Raw genomic sequence first — 23,246 nt, forward strand, 5'->3', positions numbered from 1 at the left:
ATGACTCCGAGATTCCGAAAATACAGCTGGCAACTGGCCCCACGCTCCATTCGCGATATCCGTCAACGGGTGTTTGTCGACGAACAGCAAGTGCCAGCGGAATTAGAGTGGGACGACACAGACGAAATAGCCGATCACTACCTGGCCGTCGATTCAAACAATCAGCCCATGGCTACCGCGCGCTTGTTCTCCGCCTTGGAAGAAACCGGCTACATCGGACGCATGGCTGTGCTTCCGGAATATCGCGGGCGCGGCATGGGCGAAGCTCTGATACAACACCTGTTGAAAGAATCTTCCGGGCGCTACCACGAGCTCAGGCTTTCGGCTCAACAACACGCTATCGGCTTCTACCAACGCAGCGGCTTCCATGTTTGCTCATCCCCCTATGACGATGCGGGCATTCCTCATCTGGATATGCGCTGCCTAGCACCAGGGCTAGCTCATCAGGGGCTCAGTCAACGCTCACAACCGTTAATTTTAGGCGTAGACAACGAAAGTTGGCTGTTCGATCACGAAACCGCGTTTCTCGGGCTGTTGGACTCTATGGTGGGCCAGACAAGACAGCGGTTATGGATTTATGATCGCTTACTGGATCATGATCGCTACGACCGCCATCAACTGCGCGAATTAATCTCCGCCGTTGCCCGCCAGCATCGCCTGAGTGATGTTCGCATTCTGATCCACGACGACAAACCCTTGGTTCAGAAGCGGCATCGTTTGATCGAGCTGATGCGCCGAATACCCAGCCGTATCGAACTTCGTGTCATCAGCGACGATTATCCGCAGGATGACCAACCCTTCGTCATGGCGGATCGTGACGGCCTACTCTGCCGCCACGACTTCAACAAACCGGAAGGATTCGCTAACTTTAACGCTGGCCGGCGGCTAAAACTCAAGGAAGAAAGATTTCAGCGCATGTGGGACACCGCCCAAGCATCGCTGGAATTGCGCGAACTACCGATCTGACCCAAACGCCTGAGGCGATTCAAACTGAGCACCGAAAGGCGCAAATTCGTCGTCCACTTCTTCAGCCACTTCTGCGACCAATTTTCTCAGCCATTGATGGTCCGAGTTATGCTGCAACAACGGGCTCCACGCCATTTTGAGCTCAAATGGAGGAATTTCAAACGGCGGCACCTTAACCACAAGGTTTGAATTATCTTTTTGTAGCCAGGCCGCTCTTGACGGCAAGGTTGCGATCAAGTCGTGCTGTTCAGCCAGCAACATTGCTACCTGATAGTGGCGTGTGAACACCGAGATCTGGCGTTTACGCCCCATCAACCCCAAGGCTTCATCCACCCAGCCCAAACGCTGCACATCCTTCGGGTTAACCCCGACTCCCACACCAAAGCCGGTTTTACTAACCCAGATATGGCTCGCGTCCAGATAGGTATCCAGAGTGAAGGGTTCCACCAGAACCGGATTATGGGCATTCATCAAACAGGCGAAGTATTCCGTCCAAAGCGTTTTCTGGTGAAACGATTGTGGAATCTTGTCGAACCGGTTAATGGCCATATCCAAGCGACCCTGCTCCACGTCCAGAAAGCTGACGTCACTCGGCGTCAGCACATCCAGTGTAACGTGCGGTGCTTCTTGTCGAATACGGCGCAACACCCGAGGCATGAGGCAGGATTCCGCATAGTCACTAGCCATAATCCGGAACACCCGTTGACTGTTCTCTGCGGCAAAAGGCGTTTTTTCCTGAACCGCCTGCTCAATGTTCGAAAGAATTGAACGCACCAGCGGCTGCAATTCTTGCGCTCGCTCTGTGGCGGTCATCCCCTCGCTGGTACGCACCAGAATAGGGTCTCCGAAAAGATCCCTGAGCCGCCTCAAACCATTACTCATGGCCGGTTGGGTGATCCCCAGATGGTTGGCGGCTTTGGTTACGTTCCGCTCCCGCAGCAATACATCGAGGAAAACCAGCAAATTAAGATCCACACGGGAAATATCCATTAACGACACCTTGTGAACAGAAATGAGAACGTTAAAACGACGCTCATTCACCCGAGTAATATAGCGTGTTATCGGAATTCATTAAATCTATACTTCGGTGAATTCCATTGTCAGCAACCGGACGCATCAAAAGATTTCTGCTAGTCTTTCAGACTGTTATAACGCAAAATTCGTTGGCATCCCCCATGCTGCCCTCTTTTGCCATTCTTTATTCGGAGCTATGCCCAGAACATGGAAGCGACCACCATCGTCATCGTACTTGCGGCTATCGTTGCCCTGTCTTTAGTGATCATCGTGGTTAGCCAGATGCGCGAAAAGGCCCGCATCGAACGAATGCGCGAAATACGGACCCAACGAGACAACTACCATCGAGCCTCGCGACTGCTGACTGAAATTCCGGGCCAATATTTGAATTCGGGGCTTAAACTTATCCTGCTGAAACAGATGGAAGACGCCTGTAAGAACTTGGCCACCCTCAAGACCGACAAACCCATTGATCAGTGGCTGAATACAATCAAACAAACCCGGCAACAGGTTATTGATAAAACGGACAACCATCCACCCGTTAAAATTGACTCCCCTGAAAAATCTCAGCAAGTCAAAGAACTTTTGAACAACCTTTTTAAACTGATCGAAAGCATGCACAAAAGCGGTCGGATCGATGCCCCAACCGCCAAACAGAACCTCAAGTATGTGTTATTTCTGATCCATAAAACCCATGCCGACTTGCACGTATTTCAAGCCCGAGATCACATTCGCCAGCACGAAACTCGCAAAGCTATTCACTCCTATCATTCGGCAAGTATGGAAATGGTTAAATCTAAGGACAACCCACTGGCATTGAAAGCCGTCAAAAGTTTCCGGACACGAATTAAAGAGCTGGAAGCCAGCCTGCACGATGAAGAGACAGCTGCAGAACATGGGACCAAGCTCGACCAAGAATGGGACAATATGCTGCAAGATGAAGAGTCCTGGAAAAAACGAAAAGACTTCGACGATTAACCCGAAGCCTTGAGCGCCAAAAAATAGGGACCACCAACCACCGTGCTTAACAGGTTCAACAAGCGGCTTTCGTATCGCCTCACCAGAGATACCGTCCTCGTAGCCATGGCATTAGGGCTACTGCTGAATCTGATTCAGATAACCTTGGACTACTCCAATGCCCAGGATGCGATGGATCAGGAAGTTCACGCCTTGCTCGAGATCAGTCGCAGCCCTGCTTCACAGATTGCCTATAACATAGACGTTCGTCTGGCCGAAGAATTACTGGACGGGTTATTACTGCATCCAGCCACGATCGATGCCCGGCTCATTGATAGCGACCAAAAAACCATGGCAGCGTCCAGTACACCGAGTGCAAGCTCGCCTTACCGCTGGATCAGTGATTCGTTATTTGGACAAAACCGCACGTTTTCCGAAACCCTGCAGGTGCCCCAACTGAAAGGTCTGTCCCTTGGTCGTTTGGTTCTGACCATCGACACCTACCATTACGGGCTTCAGTTTCTGAAGCGGGCAGGCAATACCCTTCTGATCGGGTTACTAAAAAGCCTGGTACTCACACTAGCCCTGCTGGCCATTTTTTACGTTGTACTGACCCGCCCCATGATGGGACTGATCAGAGCATTGGGACGGGCAAATAGCCGGTCGCCAGAGAAAGTCCGGCTCCCTATCCCTCAGAATCACGAACGCGACGAAATCGGTTCGATGGTCGAAATCATCAACGACCACCTGCAAAACATGGAGGCCAGTGTCGCCAAGCTCCGTTCAGCGGAACGCACCATGAAAAACTACTCGACGCGTCTGGAGCATGAAGTCGAAGAACGAACCCGTGAAATATCGGAGAAAAACACTGCGCTCCAGCGCGGTAACCGGGCACTCGTTAAAGCAAAGGAAGACGCAGTACGCAGAGCCCGTGCCCGTGCGAACTTCCTTGCTAGCATGAGCCACGAAATACGTACGCCATTAAACGGCATGCTGGGTATGCTTGGGCTTGCCGTAGAAGACGAAGGTGATCCCCGACAAAAAAGCCGCATAGAAATTGCTTCAAAAGCAGGTGAAAACTTGCTGGACCTTCTCAATGACATCCTTGACATATCGAAAGTTGAAGCAGGAAAACTGAGCCTTGAAATCATTCCGTTTTCAGCACGGGAATTGACCCGTGAATGCACAACACTGCACGCACAACAAGCGCGGCGGAAGCGGATTGCATTGGTCAACGAGATCGACAGTGACTTACCTGAATACTTTTTGGGCGATCCAACGCGAACCCGTCAGGTACTCAACAATCTACTGAGTAACGCCATCAAGTTTACTGACCAGGGCAAGGTGAAGGTCAAGGTTAGCTATTCAACCGGAAAACTTCGCATCGAGGTCATCGATACCGGCATCGGGATGTCCCGTGACGGCCTGCACAAGATCTTTTCACCTTTCTCGCAAGCCGATACCGATACAACGCGCCTCTACGGCGGTACCGGCCTGGGCCTAACGCTTTGCCGACAACTGATTGAGCGCATGAACGGCAGGATCGAAGTAGACTCCACGCCCGGTAAAGGAACACATTTTACCGTTACGCTGCCCTTGCCTGTTCACGATGAACCGATTCAGGAAAAAGCACTACTGGAGGAACCCGCGTCCGAATCGATGACCGTGTTGAAGATTCTTCTGGTAGAAGACAACCATGTTAACCAGTTGGTGGCGAGTGCAATTCTTCGGCGACTGGGGCACAAGGTAGACAATGCAGAAAACGGACAGCGCGCAATCGAAGCCCTCAAACGCGAAAGCTACGATCTGGTGCTCATGGACTGCCAAATGCCCGTAATGGATGGCTACGAAGCCACTCGAGAGATACGGCGTAACCCCCGCTGGAAGAACCTGCCAGTGATCGCCGTAACCGCGAACGTTATGCAAGGAGACAAAGAGGATTGCTTTGCCTCCGGTATGGATGACTACATCATCAAGCCCTACAATCGTGAAGAGCTTAAAGCGGCTATTGTGCGGTGGGCGCCCGCCCCTCAAGAACCTCAAGAAGACCCCTGAGTTCTCCCCGCAACGAGGCTACCTGCGCCGAATCAATGTCAAGACCGCACATCAAGCGCTCTGGCACAGACACTGCCTCGGCGCGCAACAGACGGCCGGCATTCGTCAGCGCCAGCCTCACCACGCGCTCATCATCGAGCCCCCGCGCGCGCTTGAGCAAGCAGCGCTCTTCTAGCCTTTTCAGCAACGGTGTCAAGGTACCGGAATCCAGCCGCAAACGCTGACCGATCTCCGATACCGTAGGTAATTCGCTGCTCTGATCCTGCTGCCAAAGCACCAACATCACCAAGTATTGAGGGTAAGTCAGCCCCAACTCTTTCAGCAGCGGCCGATAACGTGCCGTAACGGCCCTATTCGCGGCGTAAAGCGCGAAACACAGCTGATTATCCAGCGCCAGAAGCTGATCGGCCCACTGAGATTCAGAGCAGCTTTTCGATGTCATTCCGGATATCCGCTGGCTTGACCGTCGGTGCATAGCGTCGCACCACCTGACCTTCCTGATTAACCAGGAATTTTGTGAAATTCCATTTCACCTTTTCACTGCCCATCAGACCTTTTGCTTCTTTCTTCAAGAATCGATACAGCGGGTGGGCATCATCGCCATTCACTTCGACTTTCGCGAACATGGGGAAATCAACCCCATAATTCAGCGAGCAAAACTCGGTGATAGATTCATTACTACCCGGGTCTTGATTCATAAATTGGTTACAAGGGAAACCAAGCACCTCGAAGCCCTTGGCGCCGAGTTCGCTATGCAGCTGCTGAAGACCTTCAAATTGGGGTGTGAAACCGCATTTGGATGCGGTGTTGACAACCAATAACACTTTACCCTGGTAATCGGACATCGCAACGTCGTTGCCCTTCACGTCCTTAGCACTGAAATCATAAATCGATTCGTTCGCCATATTCTTCGCTCCTTTAATTTTGAACCGCTCTTTTTAGATTGTGCACAATTTAATTGCAGAAAACCATTCTTGAATTTAAGACACAAACCGCACCGCCGATCTTTTACTACAACATTCGACGGTAAACTCGCCCGATTTCGCCACAATTGAACACATTTGCCCCTGTTACCCCTGCCCCTCCCTCCGCTAGAATAGATGGCTTGTGTTATCCCGTATAACTCTCCCAGACTGTTAGTTAAGGACCTCTGCACGCCATGCATAACTTCTCCAAATCCGCCAAGCTCGACAATGTGTGTTATGAAATCCGCGGTGTGGTTCTACGGGAGGCGCGCAGGCTGGAAGAAGAGGGGCACCGCGTCCTTAAACTGAATATCGGAAACCCGGCGGCATTCGAACTCGATGTGCCGGAAGAAATTCAACAAGACGTGATTTACAACATGCCTCAGGCACAAGGCTATGTTGAATCGAAAGGCCTGTTTTCGGCCCGAAAGGCGGTCATGCACTACTGTCAGCAGCGTGGTATCGCCAAAGTTGATATTGATGACATTTATCTGGGCAATGGCGTCAGTGAGTTGATCGTTATGTCCATGCAGGCTCTGCTCAATACCGGTGACGAAGTCCTCATCCCCGCCCCGGATTATCCGCTATGGACCGCAGCTGTCACACTCTCCAGTGGCAAGCCTGTACATTATCGCTGCGACGAACAGCAGAACTGGTTCCCGGACATTGAAGACATTAAAAAGAAGATCACTCCGCGCACCAAAGCCATTGTATTGATCAACCCGAACAACCCCACCGGCGCGGTCTATTCGGTCGAACTGTTGCACCAAGTCATCGAGTTAGCCAGAAAGCACAATTTGATCGTGCTGTCCGACGAGATCTACGACAAAATTCTCTACGACGGAACCGTACACACCTCTACGGCATCTTTAGCGGAAGACGTTCTATTCTTCACTTACAACGGTTTATCGAAAAACTACCGGGCCGCTGGTTACCGCGCAGGCTGGATGATCATCAGCGGTGCCAAACACCGAGCCAAAGATCTGATCGAAGGCATCGAAATGCTTTCCAACATGCGCCTGTGCGCCAACGTACCTGCACAGCTTGCCATTCAAACGGCCCTGGGTGGTTACCAATCCATCAACGACCTGGTCGCCCCGGGAGGACGCCTGTACGAACAACGGGACACAGCATGGCGTATGCTGAACGACATACCGGGCGTCAGCTGCGTGAAGCCTCAGGGTGCACTGTATCTATTCCCAAAGCTGGACCCGAAACACTTCCCGATCCACAACGACGAGAAACTGGTTTTAGACCTGCTATTGCAAGAAAAGATTCTTCTGGTGCAAGGCTCGGCGTTTAATGTTGATGATCACCAGCACCTACGCGTTGTGTTCCTGCCGCGCAAAGAAGCGCTGGCAGATGCCATGGGTCGATTGGGCAATTTCTTGGAACACTACCGGCAGTAATCGGAGCGATCATGGCCGATATACACGTAGAAGAGTTTTACAAAGACGTTGCCATTGCACTGGCCCAGCTGTACGCCGCCTTTCCACGGCGCATCAGCTTGTTCGTAGAGGACATAGCGGGGCCCGACGACCCGGATGATTTCGGGCTGCACAGCAAACGGCACATGGCCTGTTTTGGCGCCCTACTTTGGCTGTCGGAAGAAGGCTTTCTACGCTATGTGGACACCATCCGGCAGGAAGCCCTCGATCAAACGGTTTTATCCCGGAGCGCATTCACTCGATTGAGCGCGCCGGCACCACAGGCATTGACCGCGAAATTTGATCCCAACCCGGGCGACTCCGAGCTCCCAACCTCAGTCGAACGGGACCGATCAACCTATATCCATCTTCTGCGCTCCGCCCTGAAGAGTGGAAGTTCGAATCAAATCAGCCTGATCGTGCAGGCGACGTTCTTCCTGGATCGCGACCTTCACCCGGCCCATTAAACCGCCTTCAGCCTCTTGAAGACGTGAACCCAGCCCACATATATCGGTCAGATAGAAAACGACGTTTGGCGTAATCTTAAACAGGGAAACTCTATGCGCATTTTGTTGTTTCTGGCCACCAACCTGGCCGTTATTCTGGTAGCTAGCTTTACTCTGCGTTTGCTAGGGGTGGACAGCTATCTGGCTCATCAGGGAATTAACTACAGCTCTCTGCTGATTTTCGCAGCAGTGTTCGGTTTTGCAGGATCGTTTATTTCCCTGCTGATCTCCAAGCCGATGGCCAAGTGGAGCACCAAAGCCAAAATTATTGAATCACCGCGCACCCCTGCGGAGCGCTGGTTAATGGAAACGGTAGCAGAACTCGCGCAGAAGGCGGGCATCGGCATGCCGGAAGTGGCGATTTTTCCTGCCTCCCAGTCCAACGCGTTTGCCACGGGGTGGAACAAAAACAACGCGCTGGTCGCGGTCAGCGAAGGTCTACTACATCGATTCAACCAAGATGAAATTCGTGCCGTACTCGGCCATGAGATTGGTCATGTGGCAAACGGCGACATGGTCACGCTGTCTTTGATCCAGGGTGTTGTAAACACCTTCGTAATTTTCGCCTCCCGGGTGATCGGCTCGTTCGTGGACCGGGTTGTGTTCAAAAATGAAAATGGCCACGGTATGGGCTTTTTCATCGTCAGTTTAGTCGCCGAAATCGTGCTGGGCATTCTAGCCAGCACCATCGTGTTCTGGTTCTCCCGCCGTCGGGAATTTCGAGCCGATATTGCGGGTGCGCAATTGGCCGGCCGAGGTGCCATGATCAACGCGTTGGCGCGTCTGAAACAGGAAAGCGAAGTTCCGGATCAAATGCCGGATACGCTACAAGCGTTCGGCATTAACCGGGGCTCGCGTTCGGGCCTAGCAGCATTGTTCACGACCCACCCGCCGCTGGAAGACCGAATTGCCGCATTGCAAAAGGCATCCCTTTAATTCGTAAGTAAACACTTAAAACAAGAAGGGGGCGCATAAGCGCCCCCTTCTTGTATGCAGTCGATATTATTTCTCAGATTTTGAGCTTAAAGCCCATCGCTCTGAAGCGATCCTGCAGAGATTTGCTGCTGCCCTTCAATTGAATCTTCAAGCTGGAGCACTCGCGGCGCACAGGGTAGTCCCGACGCAACCGATCGAAGGCTTCAGGCCGCTTATCTGCGGACTCTTTCATCGAACGCCTTAATCGAAGATCGTCTTTTCTCGGATCGTAGCAGGCCCCAAGAGCGAGACGCAGTGCGTCATCTTCAATAGCGTTACGAGTAAACGACATTTTACTCAAGGCGGGTTCAGGCAAGAACTGCCCGGCTTTTTTGCGAACCGGCAGGCCTAGGAATCGGCACAAGGCTTGGTACACCATTTCCGTACCTTTCACTTTACCTTCCAAGCTATAACCGGCGACATGCGGTGTCGCCAGCCACACTTTATCAACCAGTTCAGGGTCAATCGCGGGCTCGCTCTCCCAGACATCCAGCACGACAACAGGGGCGTCAGGCTGCTCGAGCCTGTGCATCAAAGCTGAACCGTCAACAACCTCACCGCGCCCGGCATTAATGAGTAACTGGTCAGCATGCAGTCCGGCAAGCTGTTGATCAGACACCATATGATAAGTCGCGTGATCGCCGGTTCGGGTCAGCGGGGTGTGGAAAGTCACTACGTCGCAAGCTAGCGCTTCCGACAAGCCGGCAAAGTTGTCGGCGTTCTCTGGTTCGGCATCCTGCCGGGGCGGGTCACACAGCTTAACCTCGAAATCGAGACGTTCTAACATTCTGGCAAGCTCACTGCCAACGTTTCCAGCACCCACAATACCGACACTCAGTGTTGACCAATCACTCAGATCCCGCTGATCAGAAAACAATGAAATAACCGCCAGAACATACTCGGCGACGCTTCGCGCATTGCAGCCCGGAGCCGCCGAAAAACCAATTCCCTGGGCCGTGAGCCAGTCCACATCAACATGATCAGTGCCAATCGTTGCTGTGCCCACAAAACGCACGCGAGTCCCTTCCAGTAACTCCCGATTTACGCGAGTCACAGAGCGAACCAACAGAACATCCGCATCTTTGACTTCGTTCCGTGTCAACCCTCGGCCGGTGACCCGGCGAATCTCGCCTATATCTCCGAAAAACGAATCCAACAACGGAATGTTTTCATCAGCAACGATCAACATAACCCGGTCCTTATTGCGCTAATCAGTTGCGACGAGGACGCTGAGCGCCGCGCCCACCGGCATTTCGCCCACCGCTGCTACGGTTTCCCTGAGGCCTGCGGCCTCCGCGCTTGCGGGTGATTGGCGGGTGTTCCATCGCAATCATCAAGTCTTCTTCCGGTATTGCGGTTTTCAGTTTCTGACTGATGTAGGTCTCGATAGACGGCAGTGCGTACGAATCGTCTTCACCCGCGAAACTGATGGAGACACCAGTCTGCCCCGCTCGTCCAGTCCGTCCGATGCGGTGTACGTAATCTTCCGCATTTTCCGGCAGGTTGTAGTTGAACACGTGAGTCACGCCATTTACGTGGATACCACGGCCAGCCACATCGGTTGCAACCAGTACCTGAATATCACCTTTCTTGAACTGATCCAGGGTTTTGAGGCGTTTGTTTTGTGCGATTTCACCCGACATCAACGACACCTTAACACCCTGATTCTTCAGGTCTTCCTCAAGGTCCCGGCATTGGTCACGACGATTGGCAAAGACAATGGCTTTTTCCACTTCTGGACGCTTTAGGTAGTTTACCAGCACCGGAAGCTTGTCTTCGTCGGAAATCAAATAAACCGTTTGCTCTACTCGCTCAGCGGTTTTCTGGTCAGGTTCGATTTCGACAAACTCGGCGTTTTGTGTCCACATAGATGCCAAATTCAAAACGTCCTGATTAAAGGTGGCACTGAACAGCAAGGTTTGACGCTCTTCCTTAGGTGTACACTTGCGAATAATGCGTTTTACATCGGGAATAAAGCCCATATCCAGCATACGGTCAGCTTCATCCAAAATCAGGATGTCCAGCTGATCAAGGAACACATCCTGCGAACCCAGGAAGTCGATCAAGCGGCCCGGTGTTGCGACCAGAATATCAACCACGTCGTTCTGCAGCTGTTCCCGCTGCTTATCGTAATTCATGCCGCCTACGACCGTGACCACATTGTGCCCCGTGTACTGACACAAGTGCTCTGCATCTTTGGCGATCTGCATGGCCAGTTCACGGGTCGGCGCCAGCGCCAGAACCCGCGGCTCGGAGGCGAATCGCTCTCCTTCTTTTACTGGGGTTTCCAGCAGAGTCTGAATCGCCGTGATCAAAAACGCGGCGGTTTTGCCAGTACCGGTTTGCGCCTGGCCAATGAGATCTTCGCAGGCCAGAGTCCATGGCAAGGTTTCGGCTTGGATGGGTGTGCAGTACTCGAAGCCAATTTTACTGATGGCGTCGAGCAGCTTCTGGTCCAGATTCAAATCACTAAAACGCAGTTTACTGGTGTATTTAGTTTCAATCGTCATAAAGTTTCAGGTGTCCTTGTTTGATCGGTTTCCATGCCCGTTGCTGCGATGCGAACCTGGTCGAGGTTCCAGCTCTCCGCAAAATGGGCTGAAGTCTTGTAGAAATGTCTGAGGGTTTCAAAGAAGGCTTGCGCGCGCTCCGGCAAACCATATTCGAGATAGTGGGTCGCCTGTTTACGTACATTAGCGCGAAAGCCTTGCTCGTTGGCTGCGCCATTGCCAGCCAGATTATCCACGCTGATATGAAAACGTGATCCGGAGGCCAGAGAAAACAGCCATTCAATGGCTTGCGGCTTTATTTCAACATTTTCAAACGCTTGCTGTTGTTCGGGCGTGCGCCCATCGGGACAATACCAGTAGCCGTAGTCATGGAGTGTACGGCGATGCTCACCCGCCAGACACCAATGTGCACTTTCGTGCAGCGCACTGGCAAAAAAACCATGGGCAAACACAACCCTTGCGAGCCCATCGGGTTCGCTGGCTGGCAGATATTCTGGTTCGTCACTGCCTTTGACCAGTATAGTCCGATGCTTTTCCCGGAACAGGCCGTTAAACAGAATGATAAGATCGTCTGGATTGTGATTCATTGGTTCGCTATTGTGCGACTTTAAAGCAGCCAATACCAGCGGGAACTTCTGACAGTCTGCTTGGTCAATCCCCCCGACATAACCTCTTCACGCATTGACGAGACAGGATATTAAAATCGCCATGACAGTGTCCCCACGAGCTCAGCACTTTATGTCACTAAAAGTGCTGTCTGCTGTTGCCGTATTCACACTACTTAGCTTTTTTGTTACCGCCACAGCACACGCTGCAGGAAGCTCTTTTTTTAACACCTCAAACAGCGACTTTTTACCTGTAGAGCAAGCTCTCCCGTTTAACTACACCTCTGACGGGGGCGATCTTGTGTTGTCGTGGGACATCGCTCCCGAGCATTATTTATACAGAAGTCGAATCAAAGTGACTCCCCTAACCGAAGGCGTCACCATTGGAGAGCCTCAGTTTTCTTTACCCGGCACTCTGACCAACGACGAATTTTTCGGAGAGATGACGGTGTTCTTCGACCCCGTCGAGGTTCGCTACCCGGTCACATTGCCTGAAGGGGTAACTGAAGCGAACGTGCAGGTATCCTTTCAGGGCTGCGCAGAGGCCGGCCTCTGTTACCCGCCACAAAATCACGACATTCTGTATTACCCCGGCTCAGGCAATTCTAAAGCTGCTGCTAACGCCCCCTCATCCGCAAACACTGCACCATCCAGTGCAAGCACAGACACTCATAGTGCCAGTGGGCTAGCCGGCTTCCTGTCCAGTCAATCTATAGGGATGATCGCAGGCCTGTTCTTTTTGCTCGGTTTAGGTTTGACCTTCACCCCCTGCGTGCTCCCAATGGTGCCCATTATTTCGAGCATGGTGTCTGGGCAGAACACCCGCACCACGGGCCACGCCCTCCTGCTGTCCGGTAGCTACGTGCTCGGCATGGCAATCACTTACGCAGCGGCAGGGGTTATCACCGGTTTATTAGGAGCCAGTTTTAACCTGCAAGCGCAACTCCAGTCCCCTTGGGTACTCGGGGTGTTTGCCATTTTATTTGTGGTGTTCGCACTTTCCATGTTCGACTTGTTCGAAATTCAGCTGCCTCGATTTATCCGCGAACCGCTTAATGATGCCAGTCAGCGACTTACCGGCGGCCGCGTACTGGGAATCTTCGGTATTGGTGCCCTCTCAGCCTTGGTGGTTTCGCCGTGCGTATCCGCCCCTCTAGCCGGCAGTTTGCTTTATATCTCCACCACACAGGACGCTGTCATCGGGGGGGTTGCCCTGCTATCACTGGGGTTAGGCATGGGCGTGCCGTTAATTCTCGTGGCCGTTGGTGGCCGAAAGCTGCTACCCACTTCTGGCCGCTGGATGACGACCGTCAAACATTTTTACGGCGTGATGTTACTGGCCGTTGCGATTTGGCTTGTCGAGAGACTGATTCCCGCTTGGGCTGGATTAACACTCTGGGGACTGCTGATCACCATTACCGCCGTTCAGCTGGGTGCATTTGATGCAGCGAAAGCAGGCTGGGGGCGCACTCGTAAAGGCTTTGGCCTGGTGATGTTTGCCTACGGCTTGGCATTGCTGGCAGGTGCTGTCAGTGGCGCCTCCGACCCCCTTCGCCCTCTGGCTCCTTTCACAGCAACGGCGGGGAGTAGCCACGGTGCCACACAGGCCCATGCGGGCTTTGATCGCGTCGAAGATCCCGAGCAGATTCGCTCGCTGTTAAGTCAGGCCCAGGCGGCAGGCCAACCCGTAATGTTGGATTTCTACGCAGATTGGTGCATTTCCTGCAAAGTGATGGAGCGAAATGTATTCAATCAGTCAGACGTGATTCAGGCGCTGCAGCCTTTCACCTTGCTGCAAATCGACATGACAGATAACACACCAGCCCAGCAAGCACTTCTTGACGAACTTGGCTTGTTCGGACCTCCGTCTATTCTGTTTTACGACGGTACAGGTGAAGAATTGGCCGATGCCCGCATTCTCGGTGAGATGAATAAGCAGGAATTCCTCAATCACGTCGGTCAGCTATCTTCAGCGACGCAAGGCTAAAGTACGCTTATCTGATCAGACGTCACAACGCTTGATCAGATACACGAATTCCCCACCCTGCTCGTCATGCTCGAGCAATTCGTGCCCCAAAAACTGACAAAAACGAGGGATATCCCGAGTGGTTGAGGGGTCGGTCGCAATCACTCTTAATACCTGTCCAACCTCCACATCGGTGATGCGCGTGTGCAACATCATCACCGGTTCTGGACAAAATAAACCCCGTGTATCCAATTCCGCATGAAAATTCTTGTCCGACAAGGGTAACTTCCTCTAGTTCTCGTGATTTTAAGAATTCGGTGCTAAATTATTGTTTATAGCAACGAAAAAACGGGAGACTTACATGATTCGGGTTTTAATTGAACGCCACATTGCCGAGACACTTGAAACCGCTTACGAAGATCGCGCCCGAAAGGTGCTGCAGCAAGCGATCAGTGCTCCCGGGTTCATTTCTGGCGAAACTCTGGTCGACAGCAAGGACCCCAACCACCGCATTACTCTGGCCAATTGGCGCTCAGAATTTGACTGGGACCGCTGGTACAACTCCGAAGAGCGTAAAAACCTGATGTCAGAGCTGGTGCCTATGATGGATCAGGACGAGCATATCACCGTTCTGGATCAAAGCCCTATGCCCTGAAAATTCTATTCGTGCCGTTCTATAAAGCACGTAATTTCTTCGCGATCATGATACAGATGCCGGGCTTTTAGCGTGCAGCTGAGGCCCGCCTCTTCCAATCCTCGGGTGATCATGTCCCGGCAGGTCAGCCATTCTTCATAACGTTTTTTCATTGGAAGCTTCAGATTAAACACGGTGTAGCGGCAAAGCCTGTTGCTAAGCCAGTCAACGGCTAACTTAGCCGTTCGCTGGGGCTTATCAATGATGTCACACACCATCCAATCGACCGCGCGCCTGGGCTGCCAACTGTAACCATCGGCCACCACGTGCTCAACGTGCCCACTCGCCATCAGCTCAGGGTTCATCGGCCCGTTATCAACCGCCGCGACCAACATACCTTGTTGCACTAGCTGCCACGTCCAACCGCCCGGTGCGGCCCCGAGATCGACGGCTTTTTTACCACCCCCGAGATAGTCCAACCAGCGTTCTTTCGGCAGAAACACCTTCCAGGCTTCTTCTAACTTCAGGGCCGAACGGCTTGGAGCTGAGGCTGGCAGACGTAAACGAAGAATACCGTCAGGAAAAGGCGAACGATTACCTTCCAGGCTAAAACCTACGACGGCTGTGCCGAAGTCGCCAAGCAGCACCTCCAAGCGAACTTTAGCCGGTGCTTTCGGGTCGGCCATTAAAAGACCTGCTTCGCGCAAGGCCCGAGATAAAGGCGCAACCCATTTTCGCGAAAAGTTACCGAGGTCCTTATCGTCGTTGTTCTCGGGCAAGCGCACCTCCACGCGAGCGCAATCATCGCCTGGCCAATCATGTTCCTGGAGAAAAGCCTCAATCGCACCTACCCGATCCTTCCCGGGCAGCTCACACTCGCCCACCACGACAAACCAATCACGAGAAAACACCAGCTGGCTCAAAGGCAGGCGAGCCATCAGCGCCTCAGCGGTTTCACTGCCCGCGATTGTAAAACGTACCTGACCGGAATTCCGCTCAGGCTGGAAGTATCCGAAAACACCCTTTTCTGAGGCCTGATCGATCAGCTCCTGCCCGGCTTCCGTCTCAAACCCTGGCCGACATATCAACATTACCTGCTGCATTCATTACCTACGTATTCATTTTATGCCGGATTTCTGACACACCGACAGGAGTGAAATTTAACCTGCTTAACAGCGATGCTTGATAACTCGCGCTACAGTTAACCTCCATTTTAAACAGATAACGCCTACGATGCTCGGCACACGGTTCTGGATACTTGCAAGCTTCCTTATATGGGCGAGTCTATGCGTGACCTCCGATGCCTTTGCCCAAAGCCAATGCCCAACACTTGAGGCCAACCATGGCAATGCGCGTCAAGCCATTAACCACTACCTCTGCTATGCCGTTACAAACCCTGGCGAACCCGCGCACCAGGCTACGGCCCCGGACAAACTTCCCAACGCGTTAACATGGCGGCCTGCCGGCGGGCACGATCTGATCTTTAGCCACACACAAGCTACCTACTGGATCAAACTCACACTTGAAAACACGAGCACCCAGCAATCCCTCTGGTACTTGAAGCTCAATTACCCGTTACTTGACGAGATCACGTTTTGGCAAAAACGTGAAACGCAAAAACAGCACAACCCGACACCCGATTTGACCACAGGGGATCACAAGCCTTTTGCAAGCCGGGGCATAGACTACCGCTATTACCTGCTTCCCGTCACACTAGCAGCCAATGAAGCCGCCACTATCTATATACGTGTGCACAGCAGTGGCGCTCTCAATATTCCCCTAAGCTTGGTAACACCCGAACAAGCCATTGAGGAAAGCAACCACCTAACGCTGATTCACGGGCTGTTTTACGGTGCGCTGGTCATACTCGCGATATTCAACCTTTTACTTTATGCCAGCTCAGGCACCCGTTATTACCTTCTCAATGCTTTCAACACTGCCTCAATGGCCATGTTTCTGTTTGCTATGGGAGGCTTTGCGAACCAGTATTTCTGGCCGGCGAACTCCCAGCTCTCGAATCTTTCGATCCCTTTCCTACTCGCTACGATTGGCGTGTCCATGACACTCTTCGGCTGGTCTTTCCTAGAGGTTCCGCGGCGCACGCTGTCCGGTAAAACACTGCATACACTGACGTGGATCGGCGTCGGCTTACTTGTGATGACGCTGTTAATGCCTTACACCAAATCCATTCTGATCAACACGATTTTTGCCCTGACCGTCATCGGAATTCTGACTGTCGTTGCAACGCTTCGCTGGCGCCAAGGGTATCAGCCAGCCTTTTGGTACTTGGCGGCTTGGGCGGTGATGGTCGTGGGTGCCCTGTTTTATGCCTCTGCCGCTTTCGGTTACCTTGGAGACTACCTGGCGCGAGAAGTGATGATGCAAGCCGTGGTGGGCGCGCAAGTTGTCCTTATAAATTACGCGCTGGTTCAGCGTTGGCGACTGTTGAACGAAAAGCTATTAAATGTTGAACATCAAGCCCGCAGTGAGCTTGAAATAAAAGTTCACGAACGTACCTCGCAGTTACGTACCGCCATGTATCGGCTAGAGCAGGCGAATCGAAAGCTTGAAGCCTTGAGCCTGAAAGATGCCCTCACCGGCTTACATAACCGAAGGCACATGGACAACCTGCTCCCTGAACTTTGCCTGGAAGCCCAAAGAACCGGGAAACCATTGACCCTGGCACTGCTGGATGCGGACCACTTCAAACGCATTAACGACACTTGGGGGCACGACTTCGGTGATACTTGCCTGCGGCTGATTGCCGACATTCTGGCAGATCGTGTAAAACGCCCCCGTGATGTTGCGGTGCGATTCGGCGGCGAAGAGTTTGCCCTGCTGCTGCCGGATACGGACGCCGACGGGGCAGTCGGCATATGCACCAGCATTCAGGAAGCCATCCGCTCCAAACCCATAAATACACCAACCGGTGAAACAGTGACGGTCACCATGAGCGCAGGTATTGCGGAGTTCGCCGGGCACAAAAATGCCCAAGAATTGTTTCAAAGCGCCGATGAAGCACTCTATACCTCGAAGCACCGAGGGCGGGACACTCTTACCTGCGCCCGGGCTGTGCCTCAAACACCGGCATAATCATCCAAAAATTGGCGGGTAATATTTGCTGCTTCGCGAATCAGGTCAGGCTGATCTAACGGATGTCTTACCAAGGTGGCGAAATCGTGGTTGCCACCGTCCAGCCAACAAAGCCGTGTTATGCCTTCTATATTGCCCTTCGCATCAATCTCTTCCAGTTTACCAAACGGGTCGCGCGTTCCCTGCACTACCAAAAGCGGACAGGTCACGTCGGGCAAATGATCTATGCGCCATCGGTCAAGCTTGCCGGGCGGATGAAAGGGATAACCAAAACAAACCACGGCATCCACCTGGTTATCATCCCCGCTGGCAACCATTGAAGCCATACGCCCTCCCATCGATTTACCACCGATGACGAGCCTACATTCGGGACCCACTTCAGCACGAACCTGTTCAATCTGCTGCATGAACGCTTCGAGCAAAACGGGCGCCCTGTCGGGAGGTCTTTTTTTCCCATCTTCACGCCGTTTCTGCATATAGTGGAACTCAAAACGAACAGATGTGACGCCCTGAAGCTCGAGCTCTTCCGCCAACTGCTCCATAAAGGGTGAATCGGCAGGGGCCCCTGCGCCGTGCGCAAGAATAAGAACCGTTTTTGCGCCTTTGGGATAGCTTTTATGAGTAATTCGGACCACAACATTCACCTTAGTGTTATCAAGCGGTATCATTAGCATCTTGAGAAAAACCTGCAAGACCCTTTTACGTAATAAGAATCTATCCCAACCCACTGGCAACGCTGCCGATTCTGGCAGATTTGACGAATGTCAGTAGTTGACCTGAGTCATTGCAAAGGGGTCATGGTTTCTCCATACTTGCGACCGCATAATTTCCCCATCCTGAACCCATTGGTAAGGCTATGAGCACAGTAAACGCAAACCTGACATACAACTACAAGGTGGTGAGACAGTTCGCCATCATGACAGTAGTGTGGGGTATTGTTGGCATGGCTCTGGGTGTGCTGATTGCAGCACAGCTGGTTTGGCCATCTCTCAACCTCGATCTACCCTTCACGCATTTCGGCCGTCTGCGGCCGCTGCACACCAACGCCGTTATTTTCGGTTTTGGTGGTAGTGCCCTGTTCGCGACATCGTACTATGTTGTACAACGAACTTGTCAGGCACGCTTGATTTCCGATGGCCTCGCCGCCTTCACCTTCTGGGGTTGGCAAGCCATTCTACTATCAGCCGTTATCACCTTGCCGATGGGGCTGACCTCCACCAAAGAATACGCCGAACTGGAGTGGCCGATTGACATCGCCATCACCATCGTTTGGGTAAGTTACGCCCTGGTATTCTTTGGCACGATCACTAAGCGCAGCACGCCTCACATCTACGTGGCCAACTGGTTCTATGGTGGCTTCATTGTGACCGTTGCTATGTTGCATATTTTCAACAACCTGGCCCTGCCGGCAACGGCTTTCAAATCCTACTCAGCATACGCCGGTGTTACGGATGCCATGATGCAATGGTGGTACGGCCACAACGCCGTAGGCTTCTACCTGACTGCGGGCTTCTTGGGCATGATGTACTACTTTGTACCCAAACAAGCTGATCGCCCTGTTTACTCCTACCGTTTGTCTATCGTTCACTTCTGGGCTCTGATTGCGACCTACGTATGGGCTGGTGGCCACCACCTGCACTACTCCGCACTTCCAGACTGGGCGCAGACTGCCGGTATGGTTATGTCCCTGATCCTTCTCGCACCTTCATGGGGCGGTATGATCAACGGCATGATGACCTTGTCTGGCGCTTGGCATAAGCTGCGTACTGACCCTATTCTTCGCTTCCTGGTGGTTTCTCTGTCGTTCTACGGCATGTCCACCTTCGAAGGCCCGATGATGGCGATCAAAACCGTCAACGCACTGTCGCACAACACTGACTGGACCATCGGTCACGTACACGCTGGCGCGCTGGGCTGGGTTGCCATGATCAGTATTGGCTCCATTTATCACCTGATCCCGAAACTCTGGGGCGTGAAAGAGATGTACAGCACTTCGTTGATCAACGTTCACTTCTGGTTGGCGACCGTTGGTACCGTTTTGTATATCGCCGCTATGTGGGTTAACGGCATCATGCAGGGTCTGATGTGGCGTGCTGTTAACGAAGACGGCACTCTGACCTACAGCTTCGTAGAGGCGCTTGAGGCTTCTTACCCAGGTTATCTGGTTCGCTTCATCGGCGGTGCCACCTTCCTGACTGGCATGCTGATCATGGCGTACAACGTTCACATGACTGTACGTCAGAAAGAAGCGGTTGCCGTAAACAATGCGGCAACTCAGGCGGCCTAAGGGGAGAACCATTAAATGAAACACGAAACTATTGAGAAGAACCTAGGCCTCATGATTGCGCTGATGATCATTACCATCAGCGGGGGCTTCTTGGCGGAAGTAGTTCCCCTCTTCTTCCATAAAGAAGTTAACCAGCCGATCGAAGGGCTTGAGCCTCTCAACGCACTGGAACTGGAAGGTCGGGACATTTACATCCGTGAAGGCTGTCACGTATGCCATACCCAGCAAATCCGTCCTTTCCGTGCGGAAACTGAGCGTTATGGCCACTACTCCGTTGCGGGCGAGTTCGTATACGACCGCCCGTTCTTGTGGGGATCGAAGCGTACTGGACCTGACCTTGCCCGTGTAGGTGGTCGTTACTCAGATGCCTGGCAGCGCCAGCACCTGTTTGACCCACGCAGCGTGGTACCTGAGTCCAACATGCCAGCGTTTCCATGGCTCTTCGAGAACCGTGCTGACCACGGTTCTATCGAGGCTCGCATGACAACCTTGCAGACGCTTGGCGTTCCTTATACCGACGAACAAATTGCCGGTGCAGCCGATGAGCTGAAAGGTAAATTTGAAATTGAAGCATTGGTCGCGTACTTGCAGCAGTTAGGCACCGTGCTTTCAGAGAAACGGTGACCCCATGGATATCAATGAGTTACGTGGAATTCACTCTCTAATAGTAATGGCAGCGTTCTTCGGCATCATCTGGTGGGCGTACAGCGCCCACCGCAAGAAAGCCAATGATGAGGCGGCACACCTGCCCTTCGATGATGACGAAGTGGATAAGCGTACGCTCGAACAGGAAAAAACGGAGAAAAAGCAATGAGTACCTTTTGGAGCGTCTGGGTCATCGTGATCGTGCTCGGTACCATATTCGGCTGCGCTTGGCTGCTATTGGCTACCCGCAAAGGGCAGACAAACGATACCGAAACCGAAAATACCACTGGCCATTCTTACGATGGCATCGAAGAGTATGACAACCCGCTACCTAAGTGGTGGTTCTACCTGTATCTAGGCACCTGTGTCTTTGCGCTGGGATACCTGGTTCTTTATCCGGGGCTTGGCAACTACGAAGGCCTTCTCGGCTGGACTTCCACCAACCAGTGGGAAGCTGAAGTACAGGAAGCCGAAGAGAAATATGGCCCGATCTACGCGCAGTTTGGCGAAACACCAATCCCCGAACTCTCACAGAACGAAGACGCCATGAAAATCGGTCAGCGCTTGTTCGCAAACAACTGTTCTGTTTGTCACGGTACAGCTGCACGCGGCCAGGTTGGCTTCCCTAACCTCACCGATGATGACTGGTTGTGGGGCGGTGAACCCGAGCAAATCGTTCACACGATTGCTAATGGTCGCCAAGGCAATATGACACCGAAAGGCGTCATGCCGAACATGTCCAATGAGCAGGTTGATCAAGTGGTGAATTACGTTCTGAGTTTCAGTGGTCGTGAAAAAGACGCTGAAGCTGCCGAAGCCGGTGCCGCTGTGTTCGCACAAGCGTGTACCGCATGTCACGGTGCGGACGGCACAGGCATGCAAGCGGTAGGCGCCCCCAACCTTACTGACAACATTTGGCTCTACGGCTCCACTTACGAGTGGATCAAAGAGACGGTTGTCAACGGTCGCCAGAACCAGATGCCCGCCCAAGAAGGTCGCCTGACGGATGACCAGATTCACATCTTGTCAGCTTACGTTTATAGCCTGTCAAACTGAATCAAACCCGGCCGGGTAACCCCCGGCCTGGTCTTTTCAACCCTGTATCTGCTCGGCGGGTACAGGCTTGAAAAGATCCGCAGACCCTCCGAGGCCCGCTCCCAGCACGTTTATTTACCGGGAGGTATCCATGAACAAGCAGATTCCTGTAAAGCAGGTAGATCCCAACCCTTCCGACAACAACAAAAATCCCGGAACGTACGATCTTTACGAAAGCCGTGAAAAGATCTACGTAAAAGAAGTCAAAGGGCTGTTCCAGAGAATTCGCAACGTCAGTCTTGTTGCGCTCATGGGCATGTACTTTTTGTTTGCCTGGCTCACTCTGGATGGCCAGCCACTGATTCATTTCGATTTGCCTGCCCGGGAATTCCATCTCTACGGTATGACCTTCTACCCGAAGGATTTCTTTTTGCTGTCTGCCATGCTGATTATCTCGGCATTTGGCTTATTCTTCATCACCACCCTGTTCGGCCGAGTATGGTGTGGCTATACCTGCCCACAAACCGTGTGGACTTTCATTTTCATGTGGATTGAGGAAAAGGTCGAGGGCAATCGTAATAAGCGCATCAAACTCGACAAAGCTTCCAACTCGGCCGAGAAGATCACGAAAAAAACGATCAAGCACACGCTTTGGCTTCTAGTCGCGCTGGCGACCGGCATCACCTTCATTGGGTACTTTTACCCGATCCGCGAATTGATCGTGGATATGTTCACGCTACAAGCGAATGGCTGGGCCTATTTCTGGGTCGGTTTTTTTACTGTCGCAACTTACCTGAATGCGGGCTGGATGCGTGAGCAGGTATGCCTGTACATGTGCCCCTACGCGCGCTTCCAATCGGTCATGTTCGATGAAAACACCCGCATCGTATCCTACGACCCAAACCGCGGCGAACCTCGCGGAAAACGCAAAAAAGGCGTAGAGCCTGCGGAAGTGGGCTTGGGAGACTGTATCGACTGTGAGCAATGTGTGCAGGTTTGCCCTACCGGTATCGATATCCGGGACGGCCTTCAGTACGAATGCATTGGCTGTGCTCTTTGCATCGATGCCTGTGACGAAATCATGGAAAAGATGGATTATCCGAAAGGCTTGATCCGTTACACCACTGAAAACGAACTCGAAGGAAAAACTTCGAAACTGCTCCGTCCCCGAACCTTTGGCTACGGCCTTCTGTTGGCGGTCATGATTGGTGCAGTAGGCTACATTATCGCCACTCGCGTGCCCGCCAAACTCGAGGTCATCCGAGATCGCGGTACACTCTTCAAGTTCAATGGCGAAGGCCGTGTGGAGAACTCTTTCACTTTGAAGCTGCAGAATATGACGGAAGTACCCCAAACATTCTTGCTGTCAGTAGATGGCATGGAAGGCATCCGCATTTTGACTCAAACCACCGTAAACATTAAAAGCGGTGAAAACCTGTCACTGCCGACCGTTGTGGATGTGATACCGGAATCTATTGAGGGAACCAATAGCACCATCAGCTTCCGCGCAAAATCCAAAACGGATCCATCGCTGCAACTTGAAACTGAAAGCCGTTTTGTCGGTCCAAGGCCACGCTAATCGCTGCGCGCACCGCTCAAACACCTT

At 52.5% G+C, this 23,246-nt stretch carries 23 protein-coding genes; 14 read left to right on the top strand and 9 right to left on the bottom strand.

From position 1 onward, the window contains the following. The gene (locus K5L82_RS06290) at positions 1-966 is read left to right on the top strand and encodes a GNAT family N-acetyltransferase (RefSeq protein WP_133005822.1); all 966 of its coding nucleotides are present in this window, start codon (positions 1-3) and stop codon (positions 964-966) included. Here the strand turns inward: K5L82_RS06290 and K5L82_RS06295 are convergent. Further along, complete coding sequence (locus K5L82_RS06295; protein ID WP_223133560.1) at positions 955-1,956, bottom strand: LysR family transcriptional regulator; 1,002 nt, start codon at positions 1,954-1,956, stop codon at positions 955-957. The genes K5L82_RS06290 and K5L82_RS06295 overlap by 12 nt on opposite strands. 231 nt (positions 1,957-2,187) lie before the next feature. Here K5L82_RS06295 and K5L82_RS06300 point away from each other — a divergent pair, with 231 nt between their 5' ends. Both K5L82_RS06300 and K5L82_RS06305 read left to right on the top strand, forming a co-directional pair. Continuing rightward, positions 2,188-2,958 carry a hypothetical protein gene (locus K5L82_RS06300; RefSeq protein WP_133005824.1) on the top strand — a complete coding sequence of 257 codons (771 nt, stop codon included), beginning with the start codon at positions 2,188-2,190 and terminating at the stop codon, positions 2,956-2,958. Between the two features lie 42 nt (positions 2,959-3,000). After that, the gene (locus K5L82_RS06305; protein WP_223133561.1) at positions 3,001-4,992 is read left to right on the top strand and encodes an ATP-binding protein; all 1,992 of its coding nucleotides are present in this window, start codon (positions 3,001-3,003) and stop codon (positions 4,990-4,992) included. Here K5L82_RS06305 and K5L82_RS06310 read toward each other — a convergent pair. Both K5L82_RS06310 and K5L82_RS06315 read right to left on the bottom strand, forming a co-directional pair. After that, positions 4,943-5,434: a MarR family winged helix-turn-helix transcriptional regulator gene (locus K5L82_RS06310; RefSeq protein ID WP_133005826.1), complete on the bottom strand. Its 492-nt coding sequence runs from the start codon at positions 5,432-5,434 to the stop codon at positions 4,943-4,945. The two genes, K5L82_RS06305 and K5L82_RS06310, sit on opposite strands and share 50 nt — an antisense overlap. Next, positions 5,412-5,897 carry a glutathione peroxidase gene (locus K5L82_RS06315; protein WP_133005827.1) on the bottom strand — a complete coding sequence of 162 codons (486 nt, stop codon included), beginning with the start codon at positions 5,895-5,897 and terminating at the stop codon, positions 5,412-5,414. The genes K5L82_RS06310 and K5L82_RS06315 overlap by 23 nt, the downstream gene beginning before the upstream one ends. Positions 5,898-6,151: 254 nt before the next feature. On the opposite strand from K5L82_RS06315, the gene K5L82_RS06320 reads away from it, so the two are divergent. From K5L82_RS06320 to htpX, 3 genes are all read left to right on the top strand, one after another. Further along, complete coding sequence (locus K5L82_RS06320; RefSeq protein WP_133005828.1) at positions 6,152-7,366, top strand: pyridoxal phosphate-dependent aminotransferase; 1,215 nt, start codon at positions 6,152-6,154, stop codon at positions 7,364-7,366. Between the two features lie 11 nt (positions 7,367-7,377). Next, positions 7,378-7,851: a hypothetical protein gene (locus tag K5L82_RS06325; RefSeq protein ID WP_133005829.1), complete on the top strand. Its 474-nt coding sequence runs from the start codon at positions 7,378-7,380 to the stop codon at positions 7,849-7,851. A 93-nt stretch (positions 7,852-7,944) separates the two neighbouring features. After that, complete coding sequence (gene htpX, locus K5L82_RS06330) at positions 7,945-8,826, top strand: protease HtpX (protein ID WP_133005830.1); 882 nt, start codon at positions 7,945-7,947, stop codon at positions 8,824-8,826. Between the two features lie 73 nt (positions 8,827-8,899). Here htpX and pdxB read toward each other — a convergent pair whose 3' ends face one another. Genes pdxB through K5L82_RS06345 form a run of 3 tightly spaced genes read right to left on the bottom strand, consistent with a single transcriptional unit; the run spans position 8,900 to position 11,962 of the window. Next, on the bottom strand, positions 8,900-10,054 hold the full coding sequence (gene pdxB, locus K5L82_RS06335; protein WP_223133562.1) for a 4-phosphoerythronate dehydrogenase PdxB: 1,155 nt from the start codon (positions 10,052-10,054) through the stop codon (positions 8,900-8,902). A 22-nt stretch (positions 10,055-10,076) separates the two neighbouring features. Next, positions 10,077-11,375: a DEAD/DEAH box helicase gene (locus K5L82_RS06340; protein WP_223133563.1), complete on the bottom strand. Its 1,299-nt coding sequence runs from the start codon at positions 11,373-11,375 to the stop codon at positions 10,077-10,079. Then, on the bottom strand, positions 11,372-11,962 hold the full coding sequence (locus K5L82_RS06345; protein ID WP_223133564.1) for an elongation factor P hydroxylase: 591 nt from the start codon (positions 11,960-11,962) through the stop codon (positions 11,372-11,374). Before K5L82_RS06345 ends, K5L82_RS06340 begins: the two co-directional genes overlap by 4 nt. Before the next feature lie 121 nt (positions 11,963-12,083). Here K5L82_RS06345 and dsbD point away from each other — a divergent pair, with 121 nt between their 5' ends. Continuing rightward, entirely contained in the window at positions 12,084-13,967 is a 1,884-nt protein-coding gene (gene dsbD, locus K5L82_RS06350) for a protein-disulfide reductase DsbD (protein WP_223133565.1), read from the top strand. A 15-nt stretch (positions 13,968-13,982) separates the two neighbouring features. Here dsbD and tusA read toward each other — a convergent pair whose 3' ends face one another. Further along, positions 13,983-14,225 (bottom strand): sulfurtransferase TusA, encoded by a 243-nt coding sequence (gene tusA, locus K5L82_RS06355; protein WP_223133566.1) that lies wholly within the window; start codon positions 14,223-14,225, stop codon positions 13,983-13,985. Between the two features lie 82 nt (positions 14,226-14,307). Between tusA and K5L82_RS06360 the strand changes: the two genes are divergently transcribed. Beyond that, positions 14,308-14,601, top strand: a complete 294-nt coding sequence (locus K5L82_RS06360) for an antibiotic biosynthesis monooxygenase family protein (protein WP_223133567.1) — start codon at positions 14,308-14,310, stop codon at positions 14,599-14,601. A gap of 5 nt (positions 14,602-14,606) precedes the next feature. On the opposite strand, the gene rlmM is transcribed toward K5L82_RS06360, so the two are convergent. Continuing rightward, complete coding sequence (gene rlmM, locus K5L82_RS06365) at positions 14,607-15,683, bottom strand: 23S rRNA (cytidine(2498)-2'-O)-methyltransferase RlmM (protein WP_223133568.1); 1,077 nt, start codon at positions 15,681-15,683, stop codon at positions 14,607-14,609. Positions 15,684-15,870: 187 nt separating this feature from the next. On the opposite strand from rlmM, the gene K5L82_RS06370 reads away from it, so the two are divergent. Then, on the top strand, positions 15,871-17,673 hold the full coding sequence (locus K5L82_RS06370; RefSeq protein ID WP_316933369.1) for a diguanylate cyclase: 1,803 nt from the start codon (positions 15,871-15,873) through the stop codon (positions 17,671-17,673). On the opposite strand, the gene K5L82_RS06375 is transcribed toward K5L82_RS06370, so the two are convergent. Beyond that, positions 17,658-18,365 carry an alpha/beta family hydrolase gene (locus K5L82_RS06375; RefSeq protein ID WP_316933370.1) on the bottom strand — a complete coding sequence of 236 codons (708 nt, stop codon included), beginning with the start codon at positions 18,363-18,365 and terminating at the stop codon, positions 17,658-17,660. The genes K5L82_RS06370 and K5L82_RS06375 overlap by 16 nt on opposite strands. Before the next feature lie 164 nt (positions 18,366-18,529). Here K5L82_RS06375 and ccoN point away from each other — a divergent pair, with 164 nt between their 5' ends. From ccoN to ccoG, 5 genes are all read left to right on the top strand, one after another. Continuing rightward, positions 18,530-19,960, top strand: a complete 1,431-nt coding sequence (gene ccoN / locus K5L82_RS06380; protein ID WP_223133570.1) for a cytochrome-c oxidase, cbb3-type subunit I — start codon at positions 18,530-18,532, stop codon at positions 19,958-19,960. Between the two features lie 15 nt (positions 19,961-19,975). Then, positions 19,976-20,584, top strand: coding sequence for a cytochrome-c oxidase, cbb3-type subunit II (ccoO, locus tag K5L82_RS06385; protein WP_223133571.1), 609 nt, complete (start codon positions 19,976-19,978; stop codon positions 20,582-20,584). 4 nt (positions 20,585-20,588) lie between these two features. Then, positions 20,589-20,774: a cbb3-type cytochrome oxidase subunit 3 gene (locus K5L82_RS06390; RefSeq protein WP_133005841.1), complete on the top strand. Its 186-nt coding sequence runs from the start codon at positions 20,589-20,591 to the stop codon at positions 20,772-20,774. After that, positions 20,771-21,661 (top strand): cytochrome-c oxidase, cbb3-type subunit III, encoded by an 891-nt coding sequence (ccoP, locus tag K5L82_RS06395; protein WP_223133572.1) that lies wholly within the window; start codon positions 20,771-20,773, stop codon positions 21,659-21,661. Before K5L82_RS06390 ends, ccoP begins: the two co-directional genes overlap by 4 nt. A gap of 130 nt (positions 21,662-21,791) precedes the next feature. Next, on the top strand, positions 21,792-23,219 hold the full coding sequence (gene ccoG / locus K5L82_RS06400; protein WP_133005843.1) for a cytochrome c oxidase accessory protein CcoG: 1,428 nt from the start codon (positions 21,792-21,794) through the stop codon (positions 23,217-23,219). The last annotated feature ends 27 nt before the right edge of the window (positions 23,220-23,246 follow it).

This window comes from Marinobacter sp. AL4B (assembly GCF_019916045.1).
In the GTDB taxonomy this organism is placed as follows: domain Bacteria; phylum Pseudomonadota; class Gammaproteobacteria; order Pseudomonadales; family Oleiphilaceae; genus Marinobacter.

What these genes read in the sequence shown, in the direction of transcription:
- K5L82_RS06290 (WP_133005822.1), top strand. Translation starts at nt 1, where the DNA reads ATGACTCCGAGATTCCGAAAATACAGCTGGCAACTGGCCCCACGCTCC.
- K5L82_RS06295 (WP_223133560.1), bottom strand. Translation starts at nt 1,956, where the DNA reads ATGGATATTTCCCGTGTGGATCTTAATTTGCTGGTTTTCCTCGATGTA.
- K5L82_RS06300 (WP_133005824.1), top strand. Translation starts at nt 2,188, where the DNA reads ATGGAAGCGACCACCATCGTCATCGTACTTGCGGCTATCGTTGCCCTG.
- K5L82_RS06310 (WP_133005826.1), bottom strand. Translation starts at nt 5,434, where the DNA reads ATGACATCGAAAAGCTGCTCTGAATCTCAGTGGGCCGATCAGCTTCTG.
- K5L82_RS06315 (WP_133005827.1), bottom strand. Translation starts at nt 5,897, where the DNA reads ATGGCGAACGAATCGATTTATGATTTCAGTGCTAAGGACGTGAAGGGC.
- K5L82_RS06320 (WP_133005828.1), top strand. Translation starts at nt 6,152, where the DNA reads ATGCATAACTTCTCCAAATCCGCCAAGCTCGACAATGTGTGTTATGAA.
- K5L82_RS06325 (WP_133005829.1), top strand. Translation starts at nt 7,378, where the DNA reads ATGGCCGATATACACGTAGAAGAGTTTTACAAAGACGTTGCCATTGCA.
- htpX (WP_133005830.1), top strand. Translation starts at nt 7,945, where the DNA reads ATGCGCATTTTGTTGTTTCTGGCCACCAACCTGGCCGTTATTCTGGTA.
- pdxB (WP_223133562.1), bottom strand. Translation starts at nt 10,054, where the DNA reads ATGTTGATCGTTGCTGATGAAAACATTCCGTTGTTGGATTCGTTTTTC.
- K5L82_RS06340 (WP_223133563.1), bottom strand. Translation starts at nt 11,375, where the DNA reads ATGACGATTGAAACTAAATACACCAGTAAACTGCGTTTTAGTGATTTG.
- K5L82_RS06345 (WP_223133564.1), bottom strand. Translation starts at nt 11,962, where the DNA reads ATGAATCACAATCCAGACGATCTTATCATTCTGTTTAACGGCCTGTTC.
- dsbD (WP_223133565.1), top strand. Translation starts at nt 12,084, where the DNA reads ATGACAGTGTCCCCACGAGCTCAGCACTTTATGTCACTAAAAGTGCTG.
- K5L82_RS06360 (WP_223133567.1), top strand. Translation starts at nt 14,308, where the DNA reads ATGATTCGGGTTTTAATTGAACGCCACATTGCCGAGACACTTGAAACC.
- rlmM (WP_223133568.1), bottom strand. Translation starts at nt 15,683, where the DNA reads ATGCAGCAGGTAATGTTGATATGTCGGCCAGGGTTTGAGACGGAAGCC.
- ccoN (WP_223133570.1), top strand. Translation starts at nt 18,530, where the DNA reads ATGAGCACAGTAAACGCAAACCTGACATACAACTACAAGGTGGTGAGA.
- ccoO (WP_223133571.1), top strand. Translation starts at nt 19,976, where the DNA reads ATGAAACACGAAACTATTGAGAAGAACCTAGGCCTCATGATTGCGCTG.
- K5L82_RS06390 (WP_133005841.1), top strand. Translation starts at nt 20,589, where the DNA reads ATGGATATCAATGAGTTACGTGGAATTCACTCTCTAATAGTAATGGCA.
- ccoP (WP_223133572.1), top strand. Translation starts at nt 20,771, where the DNA reads ATGAGTACCTTTTGGAGCGTCTGGGTCATCGTGATCGTGCTCGGTACC.
- ccoG (WP_133005843.1), top strand. Translation starts at nt 21,792, where the DNA reads ATGAACAAGCAGATTCCTGTAAAGCAGGTAGATCCCAACCCTTCCGAC.